We start from the raw sequence: 14,851 nt of genomic DNA, 5'->3' as shown, positions 1-14,851 counted from the left end.
AACTCAAAAACTTATAGTCATGAACGAGGAATTTGACGAAATCCGCCCTTACCACGACAGCGAACTCCCGCAGATATTCGAGGAGCTGATTACCGACCCGGCATTCAGACAGGTCGTGGGCGCCGTAATGCCAGGCATCCCCTTCGAGGCCATTGCCGGACAGATGCGTGCCTGCAAGACGAAATTCGAGTTTCAGAAAACTTTCTGTTACGGACTGCTGAAGAAGATCATCAAGGAAGCTACCGACGGAGTGACGCTGGATATTTCTGCCCTGACCGACCGTCAGGCGGCCTACACCTACGTCTCCAACCATCGCGACATCGTGCTCGATTCCGGACTGCTCTCCGTCATGCTGGTAGAACAGGGACTCGACACGGTGGAGATAGCCATCGGCGACAATCTGCTCATCTATCCCTGGATCAAGAAACTGGTGCGGGTCAACAAGTCGTTCATTGTGCAGCGTGCGCTCACCATGCGTCAGAAGCTGGAATCGTCTGCCCGCATGTCGCGCTACATGCACTACACCATTCGCGACAAGAAACAGTCCATCTGGATTGCACAGCGCGAGGGACGCGCCAAGGACTCCGACGACCGCACCCAGGACAGCGTACTCAAAATGATGGCCATGGGTGGCGAGGGCGACATCATAGACCGCCTGTCGGAACTGAACATCGTCCCCCTGTCCATTTCGTATGAGTTCGACCCGTGCGACTTCCTGAAGGCACGCGAGTTCCAGCTGAAGCGCGACAACCCCGACTATAAGAAAACGCAGGCCGACGACCTGCAGAACATGCAGACGGGTATCTTCGGCTATAAAGGCCGTGTACACTTCCAGACGGCACCTTGCATCAACGAGGCACTGAAGTCGTTCGACCGTTCGCTACCCAAGCCCGAACTGTTTGCCCGGGTTTCCGCATTGCTCGATGCTGGCATACATGCCAACTACCGCCTGTATCCCAACAACTACGTGGCTCACGACCTGCTGACCGCGACCCGCAAGTTTGCATCGCACTACACCGAAGCCGACGAGAAACGCTTTGCGGCCTATCTGGAGCAGCAGCTCTCGCGCATCGACCTGCCCGGCAAGGACGAGGATTTCCTGCGCACGAAGCTGTTGCAGATGTATGCCAATCCGTTGACCAATTACCTGAAAGTGTGACGTTATGAAGAAAGGTTGCTTATACGGGCTGATGCTGTTGCTGGCCACTCTGTTTGCGTCGTGCGGCGACGATGACGACTATTACTATCCTTCGGTGAAACTGGAGTTTTTGACCGCCTACTCGGGAGCCGACGGCACGTTGCAGTCGGTGCAGACCGACGACGGAGCTCGCTACACCGTGTTGGCCGACGACTCGGGCACGCGTATCAATGCCGACTCGCTGGTGCGCGTTATCTGCAATTATGGCCTGGAGACGGCAGCCGATGGTGGCGAAGGTGTACGCCTGTATGCCTTGTCCAAGGCCATAGCACCTCTGCCCAAACCGGTTGACAGCTTCAAAGGCGGTGTAAAGACAAAGCCAGCCGACGTGACGAGCATCTGGCTGGGATGTGGTTACCTGAACATGGTGCTCTCGGTGAAGCAGCAGGCAGTACATACGCTGGGCTTTGTCGAGGATGAGGTGACTGTCGACGACGAAGGTTGTGCCACCGTCCGCCTCACCCTCTATCACGACGCTACCAGCGATGTAGAGGACTACACCAAGCGCGCCTATGCGTCCGTGCCCTTGCGGCAGTATCTGGACGACGAGGATGTGCGCAGCCTGCGGGTGTACTTCAGCGTGCACACCACGGACAGCGACGAGGGTGTGAAGACCTACGAATTCGACGTGACTGAATAACAGGTTGCAGAAAGCCGGAAGAAGCTGTTGCAGGCTGAAGAACATGCTTCGGATGCGGGCGATGCGGGTGGCGCAGATTTACGTCTGTGCCCGTTCCCGCCGGCTTGTCAACATGTTTGTTTGTCAACTCAAATCATTAAACGTATGAAGATATTATTCCTGAATTTGTGCGCCTGTGTGATGGCGCTGTTTTCGTGCCAGCAGAAGGGTGGCGACTACCAGTCTGTCTCGGCCGATGAGTTTGAGTCGCTGATTGCCAATCCCGAGGTGCAACGCCTCGACGTACGTACCGTGGCCGAATATTCCGAAGGCCACATTGCCGGCAGCATTAACATCAACGTGCTCGACAAAGGGTTTGCCCAGGTGGCCGACTCCCTTTTGCAGAAAGAAAAGCCCGTAGCACTGTATTGCCGCAGCGGTCGCCGCAGCAAGGAGGCTGCCAGTATTCTGAGTAAGAAGGGCTATAAGGTGTACGACTTAGACAAAGGTATCACCGGATGGGTACAGGCCGGAAAGGCGGTCGAGAAGTAACGGAAAACCGGTATACACCACAGCATAAACAGAATTACGCGGATTATTACAGATTCTATCACATGGGGCTACCCGATGGAATGAATCTGTGATAATCCGCGTAATCTGTATTCGAACCTTTTGTTCGCAGTATCTTATTTCAGTCCCTCAATCATTCGTTTCAGCACTACCGTAGCCGATATTTCGCGGTTGGCAGCTTCGGGGATGACGATGCTTTGCGGGCTTTCGATGACGTCGTCGGTCACAATCATGTTGCGGCGAACGGGCAGGCAGTGCATGAAGTAGGCGTTGTTGGTCACGGCCATCTGACGGTCGCTCACGGTCCAGGCGCGGTCCTTGCTCAGTATCTGTCCGTAGTTGTCGCCGGTATAGGCGGCCCAGTTCTTGGCGTAGATGAAGTCGGCGCCTTCGAAGGCTTTCATCTGGTTGTATTCCACACGGGCGTTGCCCACGAACTTCGAATCGAGTTCGTAGCCTTCGGGATGGGTGATGACGAATTCATAGTCGGTAGCGTTCATCCACTCGGCAAACGAGTTGGGCACGGCTTGCGGCAGCGGACGCGGATGTGGAGCCCAGGTCATGACTACCTTCGGACGGGCAGTCTTCTTGTATTCCTCGATGGTGATGAGGTCGGCGAAGCTCTGCAGCGGGTGGCGCGTGGCGGCCTCCATGGAGAAGACGGGGCGGCCGGAGTACTTGATGAACTGGTTCAGAATGACTTCGTTGTAGTCGTAGTCACGGTTTTCGAAACGGGCGAAGGAACGCACGCCTATCACGTCGCAATAGCAGCCCATTACGGGGATGGCCTCCAGCAGGTGTTCGGGTTTGTCACCGTCCATGATGACACCGCGTTCGGTCTCCAGCTTCCAGGCACCCTGGTTGATGTCGAGCACAATGACGTTCATGCCCAGGTTCAGTGCCGCCTTCTGTGTGCTGAGGCGGGTGCGCAGACTGGAGTTGAAGAAGATCATCATCAACGTCTTGTTGCGGCCCAGTTCTACGTATTTGAAACGGTCTTTCTTTATCTCGAAAGCTTCGGCAAGTGCGGACTTCAGGTCACCGATGTCCTGCACGCAAGTAAAATTCTTCATAATCGGCTTCTTTAGTTGATGTATATGTATGGATAGCAAAGATAGCGATAATTTGTGAAAAGTTGCCTTTTTATGATAATGAGGTGAGCACTTTTGTCTATTTTTGTATCGTGAGTTACTGGCGTATGCCGTGCTCCCTTCAAAATGAAATCTGTTTCTAGTAATCTTAGTTGGTAACGTGAATATGATGAATGCGCATGTTTTGGGAAGATTTTTTCTTTTGTCTTTGTTTAGTCTCTTTTGTACCGGACGGGCGGTACTGGCTCAGGGCGTGAAAGTGTATGATGCAGCCTGTTTTGGCCTGAAGGCCGACAGTCCGAAGAATGCATCGCCTCTGCTACAACGGCTGCTTGACAAGGTGAAGAAAGAATGTCGCGAGGGTGACAGTATCGTCATCCGCTTCCATGAAGGAACTTATAACTTTTACGAGAAGGGTTCGGCCGAACGCGAATACTACATTTCCAACCACGATCAGGACAATCCCAAACGAGTGGGGTTTCCGCTCGAAGGCTTCCGACACCTTACGCTCGACGGCGGGGGCGCGTCGTTCGTCTTTCATGGGCGTATGCTGCCTGTCTCGTTGCTCCGTTCGGAGGGCTGTACGCTGAAAAATTTCAGTATCGACTTTGCCAATCCACACATTGCGCAGGTAGAGATTGTGTCCAGTGACCCGCAGCAGGGCACCGTCTTCCGTCCAGCTCCGTGGGTGAAGTGGCGCATCAGTAAGGACAGTGTCTTCGAGGCTTACGGAGCCGGATGGACTGTCCGTCACAGCTGGGGCATTCCTTTCGAGAAGGCCACCCGCCGCATCGTTCACAATGCGGGCGACCGTGGCTGTAACACGCAAGGGGCAAGTGTCATTGACGCAGAAACAGTGCTGGCGCCCAACTGGAAGGACGAGAAACTTACCCCGGGTACTATCTTCGTGATGCGTGGTTGGGGACGCCCTACGCCCGGAATCTTTCTTTCGCATAACATCGATACCCGCTTGGAGAACCTACAGGTACACTACGCCGAAGGCATGGGATTGCTGGCCCAATTGTGCGAGAACATCACGTTGGAGCGTTTCTGCGTCTGCCTGAAGGGCGACGATGATCCGCGCTACTTCACCACGCAGGCCGACGCTACCCATTTCTCGGGTTGCAAAGGACGCATCGTGTCGCGCAACGGGCGCTATGAAGGCATGATGGACGATGCCATCAACGTGCATGGTACCTACCTGAAGGTCATTGCCCGGCTGGACGATCGCACCCTTGTGGCGCGCTACATGCACAACCAGTCATGGGGTTTCGAGTGGGGACGCGCGGGCGACGAGGTGCAGTTCATCCGCTCGCGCACCATGGAGACGGTCGGCGCGGCCAATGTGATTGATTCCATTCGTCCTTACGATAAGCCTACTGTGAAGGGTGCACGTGAGTTTGCCATTACTTTCCGTCGTCCGCTGGAGGCCGACATCACCCCCGAGGGTGGTTTCGGCATCGAAAATCTGACGTGGGCACCCGAAGTGGAGTTCACCGGTAACCTCATCCGCAACAACCGGGCGCGCGGTGCCCTCTTCAGCACTCCGCGGCCCACGCTGGTCGAGGGCAATACTTTCGACCATACTTCGGGCACGGCCATTCTGCTTTGTGGCGACTGCAACGGATGGTTTGAAACGGGTGCTTGTCGTAATGTCGTCATTCGCCGTAACCGTTTCATCAATGCCCTTACCAGTCTTTATCAGTTCACCAAAGCAGTCATCTCCATTTATCCCGAGATACCCGAACTGGATAAGCAGCAGGCCTACTTCCACGGCGGCCGCGAGGGAGGTATCCTTATCGAGGAAAACGAATTCGATACTTTTGATGTCCCCATCCTCTACGCCAAATCGGTGGACGGGCTGGTGTTCCGCAACAACACCATTCGTGCCAATACCGACTATTCGCCTTTCCACCCCAACCGTAACCGTTTTCTGCTGGAAAGGGTGACAAATGTCTCCATCTCCGAGTAGAACAGTGCACTGTTTCGTTCACTACTGTAGGGGTGGTTGTTTTACCGTTCCGCACCTGCCGTGAAGGCTGTTTGCGGGGCACTTGCCCCCCATTTGCAGGACACTTGCATTCCATTTGTTCCACACTTGCACGGCTCGCGAGCCACACTTGCATTGCTCGCGAGCCGTACAAGTGTCCCACAAACGGGGTCTGTGGCTCGTGTTTCCGGGCGTTTTCGGGTGGGGAGGACGGCTTCTGCCGGATGTTTCAGAACATACCCGGCGGAAATACTGCCTCTTTCTGTTTCTGTTTCGGAATGAAAACCTTACATTTGTAAAGAGGGCAGGAGCGGGGCATTCTTTCTCCGGCCTGCCCGGCTGAACCAAGAATCTGCATACCGATATGAACAGACACTGTAACTATCTGACGAAAATCCTGTTTGGCGCCTGCCTGCTGGCGGCCTGTACGGGGATGCGGGCACAAGACCCGCTGATTGAGCCCGAAGAAGGGCGAACGCTGCTCGAACGCTTCACCAAAGGTGGAAAGTCCATCAGTTCCAGCAGCATGAATCTGCAGTTCTACACCTCGGCGGCGGCCCGCTTCAACGACGGTTCGCTCGAAGAAGCCGCCTTCAAGTTGAACGGCGTGCGGCTGGAGTTGCTGGGCGATTTCGGCAAGGACTTCTCGTACCACTTCAGGCAGTCGTTCAACAAATACAGCAACCCGCACGCGCTCGACAACCTTTCCTCGTCGGTCGAAGTGGCGTCGGTGGCGTGGCGCATGGCTCCCCGCTTTGCCCTCACCGTGGGCAAGCAGGCTATCCAGCTGAGCGGTTACGAATACTGGGTGGATGCCATCCGCGTGCGCGAGTTCAGCGACTTCAACAACTACATCGAGTGCTATCAGGCGGGTGTGAACGGAGCCGTCAGCCTTTCGCCCACGCAGACGCTGAACGTGCAGGTGGTGAACAACTCCGCCGCCAAGGACGATGGCGCTTTCCTTTACGGGGCACCTCAGGACGTGGGCAAGGTGCGGGTGCCCGTACTCTCCACCCTCAACTGGGACGGCTACTTCCTGAACCGCGCCCTGAACATGCGTTACTCCGTTTCGTGGGGCGAGTTGGCCCGCAAGCGCGACATCCTCTATCTGACGGCGGGCAACGTGTGGGAGAAAGGTCCCGTCGTGGCCTACGTCGACTTCATGTACTCGCGCGAAGGGATTGATACGAAGGGATTGGTGAGCGAACTTTCGGCTTCGTTGCCCGACGGCGGTGTGACGGCGCAACACGTGTCCTACTTCACCACCATCCTGAATTTTGATTACCGCCTGCACCCCAGTTGGAACGTCTATGTGAAAGGCGCCTACGAAACGGGGAGCGTATATAAAGAAAACGGCCCTTACGAGAAGGGCCTGTACCGCCGCACGTGGAACGTACAACTGTGCGGGGAATATTTTCCGATGAAGAACAGCGAATTGCGCATCTTCCTGCATCTGCTTTACAAGAACTACGGGCTCACCGCCCGTGCCCGCTCGCTGGGCGCCGAGGGCTACTCGGCGCAGCGCGTTTCGCTGGGGCTGGTCTATACGATACCCGTGTTCTGAGTCTATTTCCGTATCTGGCCTTCGCCCTCGATGATCCACTTGTAGGTGGTGATTTCCTCCAGAGCCATGGGGCCGCGGGCGTGCAGCTTCTGGGTGCTGATACCTATCTCGGCACCTAGTCCGAACTGTGCGCCGTCGGTGAACGAGGTGGGCGCGTTGACGTAGACGCAGGCGGCATCGACGTCGCGGCAGAAGCGTTCGGCGTGTTCGGCATTCTCGGTCACGATGCACTCGCTATGCTTCGAGCCGTAGCGGCGGATGTGCTCCAGAGCTTCGTCGATGGAGTCGACGGTCTTGATGGCCATCTTGTAATCCAGAAACTCGGTGCCGAAATCTTCGGGGCTGGCAGGTTGCAGAAGTTCGGGCAGGTAAAAGTTCTCCAATGCCTCATAGGCGCGCGGGTCGGCGTAGATGGTGACAGAATAAGGGTCGAGCGGCATGCAGAGTTCAGGCAGGTCGGTCAGGCGCGAGGAGTCGATAATCAGGCAGTCCAGCGCGTTGCAGACACTGACGCGGCGCGTCTTGGCGTTCTGGATGATGGGGGCACCTTTCTTCAGGTCTCCGTAGCGGTCGAAGTACGTATGACAGATGCCTGCGCCGGTCTCGATGACGGGGATGCTGGCGTTCTGCCGCACGAACTGGATGAGGCTGCTGCTGCCGCGCGGAATGATGAGGTCGACGTAGCCTTCGGCGTGGAGCAGTTCGGCTGTGGTTTCGCGGGTAGCTGGCAACAGTTCGACCACGTGCGGATTGACGCCGAAGCGTTCGAGCACCTGGTGTATCACGCTCACGATGGCGCGGTTGGAGCAGTCGGCGTCACTGCCACCCTTCAGGATGCAGGCGTTTCCGCTCTTCAGGCACAGGGCGCTGACGTCGAAGCTGACGTTGGGCCGTGCTTCGTAGATGATACCGATGACACCGAAAGGCACACTGACGCGGCGCAGCCGGAGGCCGTTAGGCAATACGTTCTGCTTGAGCACACGACCCAAAGGCGACGGCAGCGAGGCTACCTTGCGCGTGTCGGCGGCAATGTCGGCCAGGCGTTCGGCAGTCAGTTTCAGGCGGTCGTACTTGGGATTGTCAGGATTCATGCGCTCCAGGTCCTTGCGGTTTTCCTGTAGGATGTAGTCGGTGTTGGCCAGGGTGGCGTCGGCCACGGCCAGCAGTATGTCGTTGATAGTCTGGTCACTCAGTGCCAGTAGTTCGCGACTGGCCGACTGTACGGCGGCGAATGTATCGTTCAAATTCATGGTGTAGACATTTAAAAGTTAATAATTAATAATTAAAAACGAAGGGGATGGGTTGGAATTATTCTTATGACGTTATAGTCCATTGTTCATTCTTCATTTTTCATTCCTCATTCTTCATTTATTCAATGTACAGGTAGTCGTAGTGCACCACGGGCTTCTTACCGTGCTTGCCCATGGCCTCGCGGGCCTGTGCGGCGTCGCAGTTGGCCTTGCCTACGCCGATGGGTGTGCCGTCGGGGGCAATGATGCGCACCAAATCGTCGCGCTCGAAGTCGCCTTCGATGCGGGTGATCCCTACAGGCAGGATGCTGGCCACGCGGCTCGACGCCAGTATCTGTGCGGCCTGCGGGTTGAGGTGCAGCCGGCCTTTGGCAAAGCCTTCGCTGTGGGCTATCCACTTCTTGACGCTCGACACGGGTTGGGGCGAGGCTACGAAGCGGGTGTACAGCAGGTCGGGGTGGGGCAGCGGGGTTGCCGGTTGGCTGTCGGCCGGAGCCGTCAGTCGTGCGTTTTCGTTGTCCACGATGTCGTTCAGGATATTGTCGCGCTTGCCGTTGGCTATGATGACGGTGATGCCCTCGGCTGCCACCTTGCGGGCGATGTTGGTTTTCGTAAGCATGCCGCCGCGTCCGAAGCTGGACTTCGAAGCCTGTATGCAGTCGGACAGGTTGCGGTCGTGGGCTATCTCGGTAATGACTGCCGAGCTGGGGTCGGAAGGCGGCCCGTCGTAGATGCCGTCGATGTTGCTCAGTATGATGAGGGCCTGTGCGTCCATCATGGTGGCGATAAGTCCGCTGAGTTCGTCGTTGTCGGTGAACATAAGTTCGCTGACGGCGATGGTATCGTTTTCGTTGACGATGGGGATGACACCGTTCTCAAGCATGACGGTCATGCAGCTTTTCTGGTTCAGGTAGTGGCGGCGTGTGCCGAAGCTCTCTTTCATGGTGAGCACCTGGCCTACGGCTATCTTGTGTTCGCGGAAGAGCTCGTAATAGCGGTTGATGAGTTTGGCCTGGCCCACGGCAGAGAACAGCTGGCGTTGCTCGACGCTATCCAGCCGTTTGGCCGGGCACAGCTCGCTTCGCCCTGAAGCGACGGCTCCAGAGGAAACGAGAATCACTTCGGTGCCTGCCTTATGCAGGGCTGCTACCTGGTCGACGAGTGCCGACATGCGTGTAATGTCCAGTGTGCCGTCGCGGCGTGTCAGTACGTTGCTGCCTATCTTGACGGCTATTCTTGTCAGTCGATTCATTATTTGTGATTCTGGATGGTTGTGTGCAGGGTTATTCTGCGATTTTCTTCTTTTCGTATTCGCGCACCACTTCCATGGCCGCTTCAAAGTCTTTCTCGTTGACCAGCACACTTACGTCGATTGCGGTAGCGGGCACGGCTACGTTCACCACCATGTCGTCTTTCAACGCGCACTCTACTTCTGCGTTTCCAAGCAGGCTTTTCACCAGTTCGGCTTCCCACAGGGAACCCTTGAACACTTCGATGAGTTTACTTGTGTCTTTTTCTTTCATATTATTATGAATTTGATGGTTTTTCCCACAAAGTTAGTGCAGTTTGTGAGAAAAACAAGGGTTTGAGTGAAAAGCTTTTGCCGGCGGGACTGATTTATTCCAGTGTGATGTGCTGCACGTCTATCTTCCGGTTGAGGAAAGTGGAGGCCGACTCGGAGAATTTCTCGGTGGCTTCGGTGGTGTAATACCTGCAGGTGCCCTGACGGGTGCAGCGGGCGTCCATCTCGGGATGGCGGTGCAGGTAGTCTTTCAGGCTTTCGGCTACGAGTCCACCCTGGGCCACGGTGCGGATGTGGGCGGGCATGTATTGCTGTATCTTAGGCAGCAGCAGCGGATAGTGGGTGCAACCCAGAATGACGGTATCGGTCAGCGGGTCGAGGGTGAGCAGCTGGTCGATGTACTTGCGCACGAAGTAGTCGGCACCGGGGCCGGTGGCTTCGTTGTTCTCCACCAGCGATACCCATAGCGGGCAGGCTACGCCGCTGACGCTGATGTCGGGATAGAGCTTGCGGATTTCGAGGGGATAGGATTCGGACTTGATGGTGCCGGCTGTTGCCAGTATGCCTACGTGTCCGTTGCGAGTGATGTTGCCGATGCACTCGACGGTGGGACGGATGACGCCCAGCACACGGCGGGTGGGGTCGAGCGTGGGGAGGTCGTTCATCTGGATGCTTCGCAGGGCTTTGGCCGAGGCTGTGTTGCAAGCCAGGATGACGAGGTGGCATCCCATTTCGAAGAGTTTGGTGACGGCTTGCAGGGTGAACAGGTAGACGATTTCGAACGAGCGTGTGCCGTAAGGGGCACGGGCATTGTCGCCCAGGTAGATGTAGTCGTATTGGGGCAGTGCCTCGCGAATCTTGCTGAGGATGGTGAGTCCGCCGTATCCGGAGTCGAAGACGCCGATGGGGCCGGGCGTGGTGGGGAGGTTCTGTTTCATAGTGGTACTAAAACAAATTCACCACAGACGGTCGCGGCTGTTGCACGGGTTGCCACAGGATGTGGGCGTGTGCTGGCCGGTGGCGGTCTGTGGTGAGTAATGTAAGGAGGGGCTTGTTATTTGATGCCCAGTTGTGTCTTGACTTTGGCTGTCAAGTCGATGCTTTCTGTTCCGATGTAGGGAATGGAAGTACGTGCCAGGTCGAAGATGTAGATTACGCCTTCTGCCTTGCCCACTGCCTGAATGGCTTCATCGAGCTTCTTGTAGATAGGTGCCATGGCATCGGTCTGTGCTTTCTGCATGGCCTGTGCAGCTTCCTGCTGGAATTGTTGCTGGCGCTGTGCCATGTCCTGAATTTCTTTCTGACGTCTTTCTGCGATGTTCTGGGGCAGTGAATCTGCCTGTTGCAGGAATTCCTGATACTTCTTGTTGAGTTCGGCTTCACCGGTTTCCATTTCCTTCTGGTATTGTTTGGCCAGTGCGTCGAGGTCGGCCTGTGCCTTAGTGAATTCGGGCATTACGGTGATAACTTCCTGTGAGTTCATGTGAGCGAACTTCTGTTGTGCCATAGCTCCCAGCGGGAGTGCGAACAATGCAATGGCAAGTGCGAATTTTTTAAGCATAACGTTTATTGTTTTAATGATTATTATTCTCTTCTTCTTCAGTGTTAACCAGTTGTTCCGGCTATCGGTAGCAAATTTATGAAATTAATTTGAATATCCCATCTTTGCGAGGACTTCATTGCTGATGTCGATGCTTGGCGAGGCAAAAATGATGCTGCTGGCCGAGGCGCGGTCGATGACGGCAGCATATCCCTGCTGGGTGGCAATCTGCTTGACGGCGTTGTAGATGTCGTCCTGTATGGGGCGCATCAGTTCGTTGCGCTGTTTGGCCAGTTCGCCTTCGGGGCCGAAGTATTTGCGTCGCAGTTCGGCGGCCGATTTTTCTTTTTCTACAATCTGGTCTTCTTTCTGTTTCCGTTGGGCGTCGGTCAGTTTGCTGCCGGCGTTCTGGTAGTTCTCGTACAGGGTTTTGGCTTCCTGGGCAAGTTTGTCTACTTCGGCCTGCCACTGGCGCGAGGCCTGTTCGAGCTGGGTGTTGGCTTCTTCGTAGGCGGGGATGTTCTTCAGGATGTATTCCATGTCGATCAGTGCGAACTTCTGCGCCTGAGCTGTCAGACACATGGCCAACAGCGTAAACATTAGTAAAACACTCTTTTTCATAACGTCCGTTCTTTTTAGGTTATTATTGTCTGTTGGCTTCGGCCGGAGGCTTTCGCGTGGGCCGAAGCTGTGTTTTTTGTCTTGTCCGAGCGGTGCAAGCATGGCTCGTGAGTAATGCAAGTACGGTTCGTGAGCAATGCAAGTGTGGCTCGCGAGCCGTGCAAGTGTGGCTCATGAGCCGTACAAGTGTGGCTCGACGCACCGTTTTGCGGGGTTCCGCAGGGCGGTTTAGAACTCTTGTCCCAGGATGAAGTGGAACTGGCTTCCGCCGTATTGCTTCGATCCAAGCACGGGGTCGAAACCGTAAGCCCAGTCGATACCCATCATACCGATCATCGGCAGGAAGATGCGGACACCAACACCGGCCGAACGCTTCAGGTCGAAGGGATTGAACTTGTTCACGTCGTGCCATGCGTTACCTGCTTCGGCGAAGGCCAGTGCGTAGATGGTTGTACTGGTTTCGAGCATCAACGGGTAGCGCAGTTCGAGTGCCAGACGGGTGTAGGCGTAACCTTCGTTGCCGTAAGGTGTCAATGAGCTGTTTTCGTATCCGCGCAGGGCGATGGTCTCGGTTGCGTAGTAGGAGTAACCGGTCATACCGTCACCACCCACGTCGAAGGTACCGAAAGGCGACTTCTTATACTTGTTGTAGTGGCCCAGCAAACCGAATTCGGCACGTCCCATGATGACCGGCGTACGTTTTACGGTGATGGGGTCGGCCAGCGGGATGTAGACTTTCGATTTGAATTTCCACTTATGGTATTCTACCCACTTGTGCATCTTGTTCATGTCGTCCTGGTTGTTGGTGTTGTACTTGCTGTAGTCCACTCCGTCGAAGGCTGAGTAGGGCGGTGTGAGCTGTGCAGACAACGAGAACTCGGAACCGGTACGCGGGTAGATCGGGTTGTCGATAGAGCTTCGCGACAGGGTGAGGATGATACTCAGGTCGTTGCACTTACCGTTGGTGACGGGGAAATACTGCCAGTCGCGCATGTGGTAGCGTTGGTACGACAGCTCGGCGGTGAACTGGAAGTAGTCGTCGGGCCACTTCAGACGTTTACCGAACATGGCCGAAAGTCCCCACATCTGTATGGACTTGTCGGGGTCGTAATAGTTTTCGTAGCTGGTATAGTTGCCGTAGTTGTACATACCGTAGCCGTACAGTCCGCTGTAGTAGCTGTTGTAGTAGCTGTTCAGGTAGGCATCGTTATAGTACTGGCTGCTGATGTCGGTCTGGCGCGAATAGAATGCCGATACGGAGAAGGCATTGGGGCGCTTGCCGCCGAACCAGGGGTCGTAGAACGATATGCTGTACGACTGATAGTACTTGGCGTTGGTCTGTCCGCTGATGGTCAGTGTCTGTCCGTCGCCCTGCGGCAGGATGCCTCGGTAGTTTTCGCCCGGGTGCAGCAGGTTGGCCAGTGAGAAGTTGGTGAACTTCAGACTCAGCTTTCCGATGATACCCGTCTGTCCCCATCCGGCCGAGAATTCTACCTGGTCATTGGCTTTCGAGATAAGATTGTAGCCTATGTCCACGGTACCGTCTTCGGGTCGGGGCTGTATGTCGGGCGTGATCTGTTCGGGGTCGAAGTGTCCCATCTGCTGTATTTCACGCATAGAACGCATCAGGTCTTCACGGCTGAACAGCTCGCCGGGACGTGTACGGAGCTCGCGGCGTACTACGTTCTCGTACAAGCGGTCGTTACCGTTGATGCTGACTTTGTTGATGGTGGCCTGGCGTCCTTCGTAGATACGCATTTCCAGGTCGATGGAGTCGCCAACGATGTTCACTTCCACGGGTTCGAGGCTGTAGAACAGGTAACCGTTGTTGTAGTAAAGGTTACCGATGGCGTCGTCGTCCGAGTTGAGTCGTTCGTCCAAAAGCTTCTGGTTGTATACGTCGCCCTTCTTCATCTGCAACAGGAAGTTCAGGTATTCGGAGGTGTAGAGCGTGTTACCCACCCACGTTACGTTGCGCAGGTAGTACTTCTGGCCTTCGTCGATTTGCATGAATACGTTGACGGTACGCTCGTCATAGGGGCTTACGCTGTCCTTCACGATCATAGCGTCGCGGTACCCCAGCTCGTTATACTTGTCTATAATGAGTTGCTTGTCGGCTTCGTAGTTCTCTTCAACAAACTTCTTCGTACGGAACAGGTTGATGAGCTTGCCTTTTTCGTTGGTCTTCTTCATCACCCGTTTCAGCTTCTTGGTGGTGAGGGCCTGGTTGCCGACGATGGTGATTTCGTGCACTTTCACTTTCTCCTTCTTGTCGATGGTGATGTCGACGATAACTTCGTTCTCCTTCTCGGGGTTGTCCTTCTGTGTGATGAGGACTTCGGCGTTCTTGAATCCCTTGTCGTCAAAGTAACGCTTGATGAGGGTTTTGGCGCGGTCGATGGCGTTGGGGGTGATCTGGTTTCCCTTGAGCAGTGCCACACGTGATTCGAGGTCCTCACGTTCGGACTTCTTCACGCCGTGGTAGCGTATGTCTGACACACGTGGACGCATGGACAGGTGGATGGTCAGCCAGATTTTGTCTCCTTCTATCTTGTCGGCTTCGATGCGGACGTCGGAGAAGAGGCCGTGCCTCCAGTAGCGGCGGCATGCTTCGGTGATTTCTTCGCCGGGGATGGTGATGACTTGTCCTTTCGACAGTCCCGACAGCCCGATGATGACATAATCTTCATAGTTCTTGGCTCCTTCTATTTTGATGTCTGCAATCTCATACTTCTTGGGTTGTCCCGAGTAGAGAATGACCGGTTTTTCATTCTGTTCGCCGGCAGTGGCTGTAGAATCTTGTTGTTCTTGTGCCGCAGTGGTCATTGCGCAGCCGAAGAGGCAGATAAACGCCACGAATAAGGAGAAAATACGATAATGCATTTA

General features: G+C 55.3%; 13 protein-coding genes. 5 read left to right on the top strand and 8 right to left on the bottom strand.

The window, feature by feature from the left end; genetic code table 11:
- The first annotated feature begins 19 nt into the window (after positions 1 to 19).
- The 3 genes from Q3C19_RS02755 (at position 20) to Q3C19_RS02745 (ending at position 2,369) form a co-directional block, all read left to right on the top strand.
- The gene (locus Q3C19_RS02755; protein ID WP_302727068.1) at positions 20 to 1,159 is read left to right on the top strand and encodes a 1-acyl-sn-glycerol-3-phosphate acyltransferase; all 1,140 of its coding nucleotides are present in this window, start codon (positions 20 to 22) and stop codon (positions 1,157 to 1,159) included.
- A 4-nt stretch (positions 1,160 to 1,163) separates the two neighbouring features.
- Positions 1,164 to 1,838, top strand: a complete 675-nt coding sequence (locus Q3C19_RS02750; protein ID WP_302727066.1) for a NigD-like C-terminal domain-containing protein — start codon at positions 1,164 to 1,166, stop codon at positions 1,836 to 1,838.
- A 144-nt stretch (positions 1,839 to 1,982) separates the two neighbouring features.
- The gene (locus tag Q3C19_RS02745; RefSeq protein WP_022163919.1) at positions 1,983 to 2,369 is read left to right on the top strand and encodes a rhodanese-like domain-containing protein; all 387 of its coding nucleotides are present in this window, start codon (positions 1,983 to 1,985) and stop codon (positions 2,367 to 2,369) included.
- A 134-nt stretch (positions 2,370 to 2,503) separates the two neighbouring features.
- Here Q3C19_RS02745 and Q3C19_RS02740 read toward each other — a convergent pair whose 3' ends face one another.
- Positions 2,504 to 3,460 carry an acetylornithine carbamoyltransferase gene (locus tag Q3C19_RS02740; protein WP_302727064.1) on the bottom strand — a complete coding sequence of 319 codons (957 nt, stop codon included), beginning with the start codon at positions 3,458 to 3,460 and terminating at the stop codon, positions 2,504 to 2,506.
- Positions 3,461 to 3,680: 220 nt separating this feature from the next.
- Between Q3C19_RS02740 and Q3C19_RS02735 the strand changes: the two genes are divergently transcribed.
- Entirely contained in the window at positions 3,681 to 5,450 is a 1,770-nt protein-coding gene (locus Q3C19_RS02735; RefSeq protein WP_302727062.1) for a right-handed parallel beta-helix repeat-containing protein, read from the top strand.
- 451 nt (positions 5,451 to 5,901) lie between these two features.
- Positions 5,902 to 7,032, top strand: coding sequence for a porin (locus tag Q3C19_RS02730; protein ID WP_368045226.1), 1,131 nt, complete (start codon positions 5,902 to 5,904; stop codon positions 7,030 to 7,032).
- A 2-nt stretch (positions 7,033 to 7,034) separates the two neighbouring features.
- Here Q3C19_RS02730 and Q3C19_RS02725 read toward each other — a convergent pair whose 3' ends face one another.
- The 7 genes from Q3C19_RS02725 to bamA all read right to left on the bottom strand — a co-directional run bounded on the left by Q3C19_RS02725 (position 7,035) and on the right by bamA (position 14,848).
- Positions 7,035 to 8,282 carry a glutamate-5-semialdehyde dehydrogenase gene (locus Q3C19_RS02725; RefSeq protein ID WP_302727058.1) on the bottom strand — a complete coding sequence of 416 codons (1,248 nt, stop codon included), beginning with the start codon at positions 8,280 to 8,282 and terminating at the stop codon, positions 7,035 to 7,037.
- A 118-nt stretch (positions 8,283 to 8,400) separates the two neighbouring features.
- Positions 8,401 to 9,534 (bottom strand): glutamate 5-kinase, encoded by a 1,134-nt coding sequence (proB, locus tag Q3C19_RS02720; RefSeq protein ID WP_302727056.1) that lies wholly within the window; start codon positions 9,532 to 9,534, stop codon positions 8,401 to 8,403.
- 31 nt (positions 9,535 to 9,565) lie between these two features.
- On the bottom strand, positions 9,566 to 9,805 hold the full coding sequence (locus Q3C19_RS02715; RefSeq protein WP_022161897.1) for a DUF2007-related protein: 240 nt from the start codon (positions 9,803 to 9,805) through the stop codon (positions 9,566 to 9,568).
- A gap of 94 nt (positions 9,806 to 9,899) precedes the next feature.
- Positions 9,900 to 10,742, bottom strand: a complete 843-nt coding sequence (gene murI / locus Q3C19_RS02710) for a glutamate racemase (protein ID WP_302727054.1) — start codon at positions 10,740 to 10,742, stop codon at positions 9,900 to 9,902.
- Positions 10,743 to 10,858: 116 nt separating this feature from the next.
- Complete coding sequence (locus Q3C19_RS02705) at positions 10,859 to 11,365, bottom strand: OmpH family outer membrane protein (RefSeq protein WP_022161899.1); 507 nt, start codon at positions 11,363 to 11,365, stop codon at positions 10,859 to 10,861.
- A gap of 84 nt (positions 11,366 to 11,449) precedes the next feature.
- A complete protein-coding gene (locus Q3C19_RS02700) occupies positions 11,450 to 11,965 on the bottom strand; it encodes an OmpH family outer membrane protein (protein ID WP_022161900.1) in 516 nt (171 codons plus the stop codon).
- Between the two features lie 228 nt (positions 11,966 to 12,193).
- Positions 12,194 to 14,848 carry an outer membrane protein assembly factor BamA gene (gene bamA / locus Q3C19_RS02695; protein WP_071148488.1) on the bottom strand — a complete coding sequence of 885 codons (2,655 nt, stop codon included), beginning with the start codon at positions 14,846 to 14,848 and terminating at the stop codon, positions 12,194 to 12,196.
- Between the last annotated feature and the right edge of the window lie 3 nt (positions 14,849 to 14,851).

The sequence above is a fragment of the Bacteroides sp. ET489 genome (genome assembly GCF_030518095.1).
Lineage (GTDB): Bacteria > Bacteroidota > Bacteroidia > Bacteroidales > Bacteroidaceae > Bacteroides > Bacteroides ndongoniae.
This window is presented reverse-complemented; position numbering and strand designations above follow the sequence as displayed.

What these genes read in the sequence shown, in the direction of transcription:
- Q3C19_RS02725 (WP_302727058.1), bottom strand. Translation starts at nt 8,282, where the DNA reads ATGAATTTGAACGATACATTCGCCGCCGTACAGTCGGCCAGTCGCGAA.
- murI (WP_302727054.1), bottom strand. Translation starts at nt 10,742, where the DNA reads ATGAAACAGAACCTCCCCACCACGCCCGGCCCCATCGGCGTCTTCGAC.
- Q3C19_RS02730 (WP_368045226.1), top strand. Translation starts at nt 5,902, where the DNA reads ATGCGGGCACAAGACCCGCTGATTGAGCCCGAAGAAGGGCGAACGCTG.
- Q3C19_RS02715 (WP_022161897.1), bottom strand. Translation starts at nt 9,805, where the DNA reads ATGAAAGAAAAAGACACAAGTAAACTCATCGAAGTGTTCAAGGGTTCC.
- Q3C19_RS02740 (WP_302727064.1), bottom strand. Translation starts at nt 3,460, where the DNA reads ATGAAGAATTTTACTTGCGTGCAGGACATCGGTGACCTGAAGTCCGCA.
- proB (WP_302727056.1), bottom strand. Translation starts at nt 9,534, where the DNA reads ATGAATCGACTGACAAGAATAGCCGTCAAGATAGGCAGCAACGTACTG.
- Q3C19_RS02755 (WP_302727068.1), top strand. Translation starts at nt 20, where the DNA reads ATGAACGAGGAATTTGACGAAATCCGCCCTTACCACGACAGCGAACTC.
- Q3C19_RS02700 (WP_022161900.1), bottom strand. Translation starts at nt 11,965, where the DNA reads ATGAAAAAGAGTGTTTTACTAATGTTTACGCTGTTGGCCATGTGTCTG.
- bamA (WP_071148488.1), bottom strand. Translation starts at nt 14,848, where the DNA reads ATGCATTATCGTATTTTCTCCTTATTCGTGGCGTTTATCTGCCTCTTC.
- Q3C19_RS02745 (WP_022163919.1), top strand. Translation starts at nt 1,983, where the DNA reads ATGAAGATATTATTCCTGAATTTGTGCGCCTGTGTGATGGCGCTGTTT.
- Q3C19_RS02705 (WP_022161899.1), bottom strand. Translation starts at nt 11,365, where the DNA reads ATGCTTAAAAAATTCGCACTTGCCATTGCATTGTTCGCACTCCCGCTG.
- Q3C19_RS02750 (WP_302727066.1), top strand. Translation starts at nt 1,164, where the DNA reads ATGAAGAAAGGTTGCTTATACGGGCTGATGCTGTTGCTGGCCACTCTG.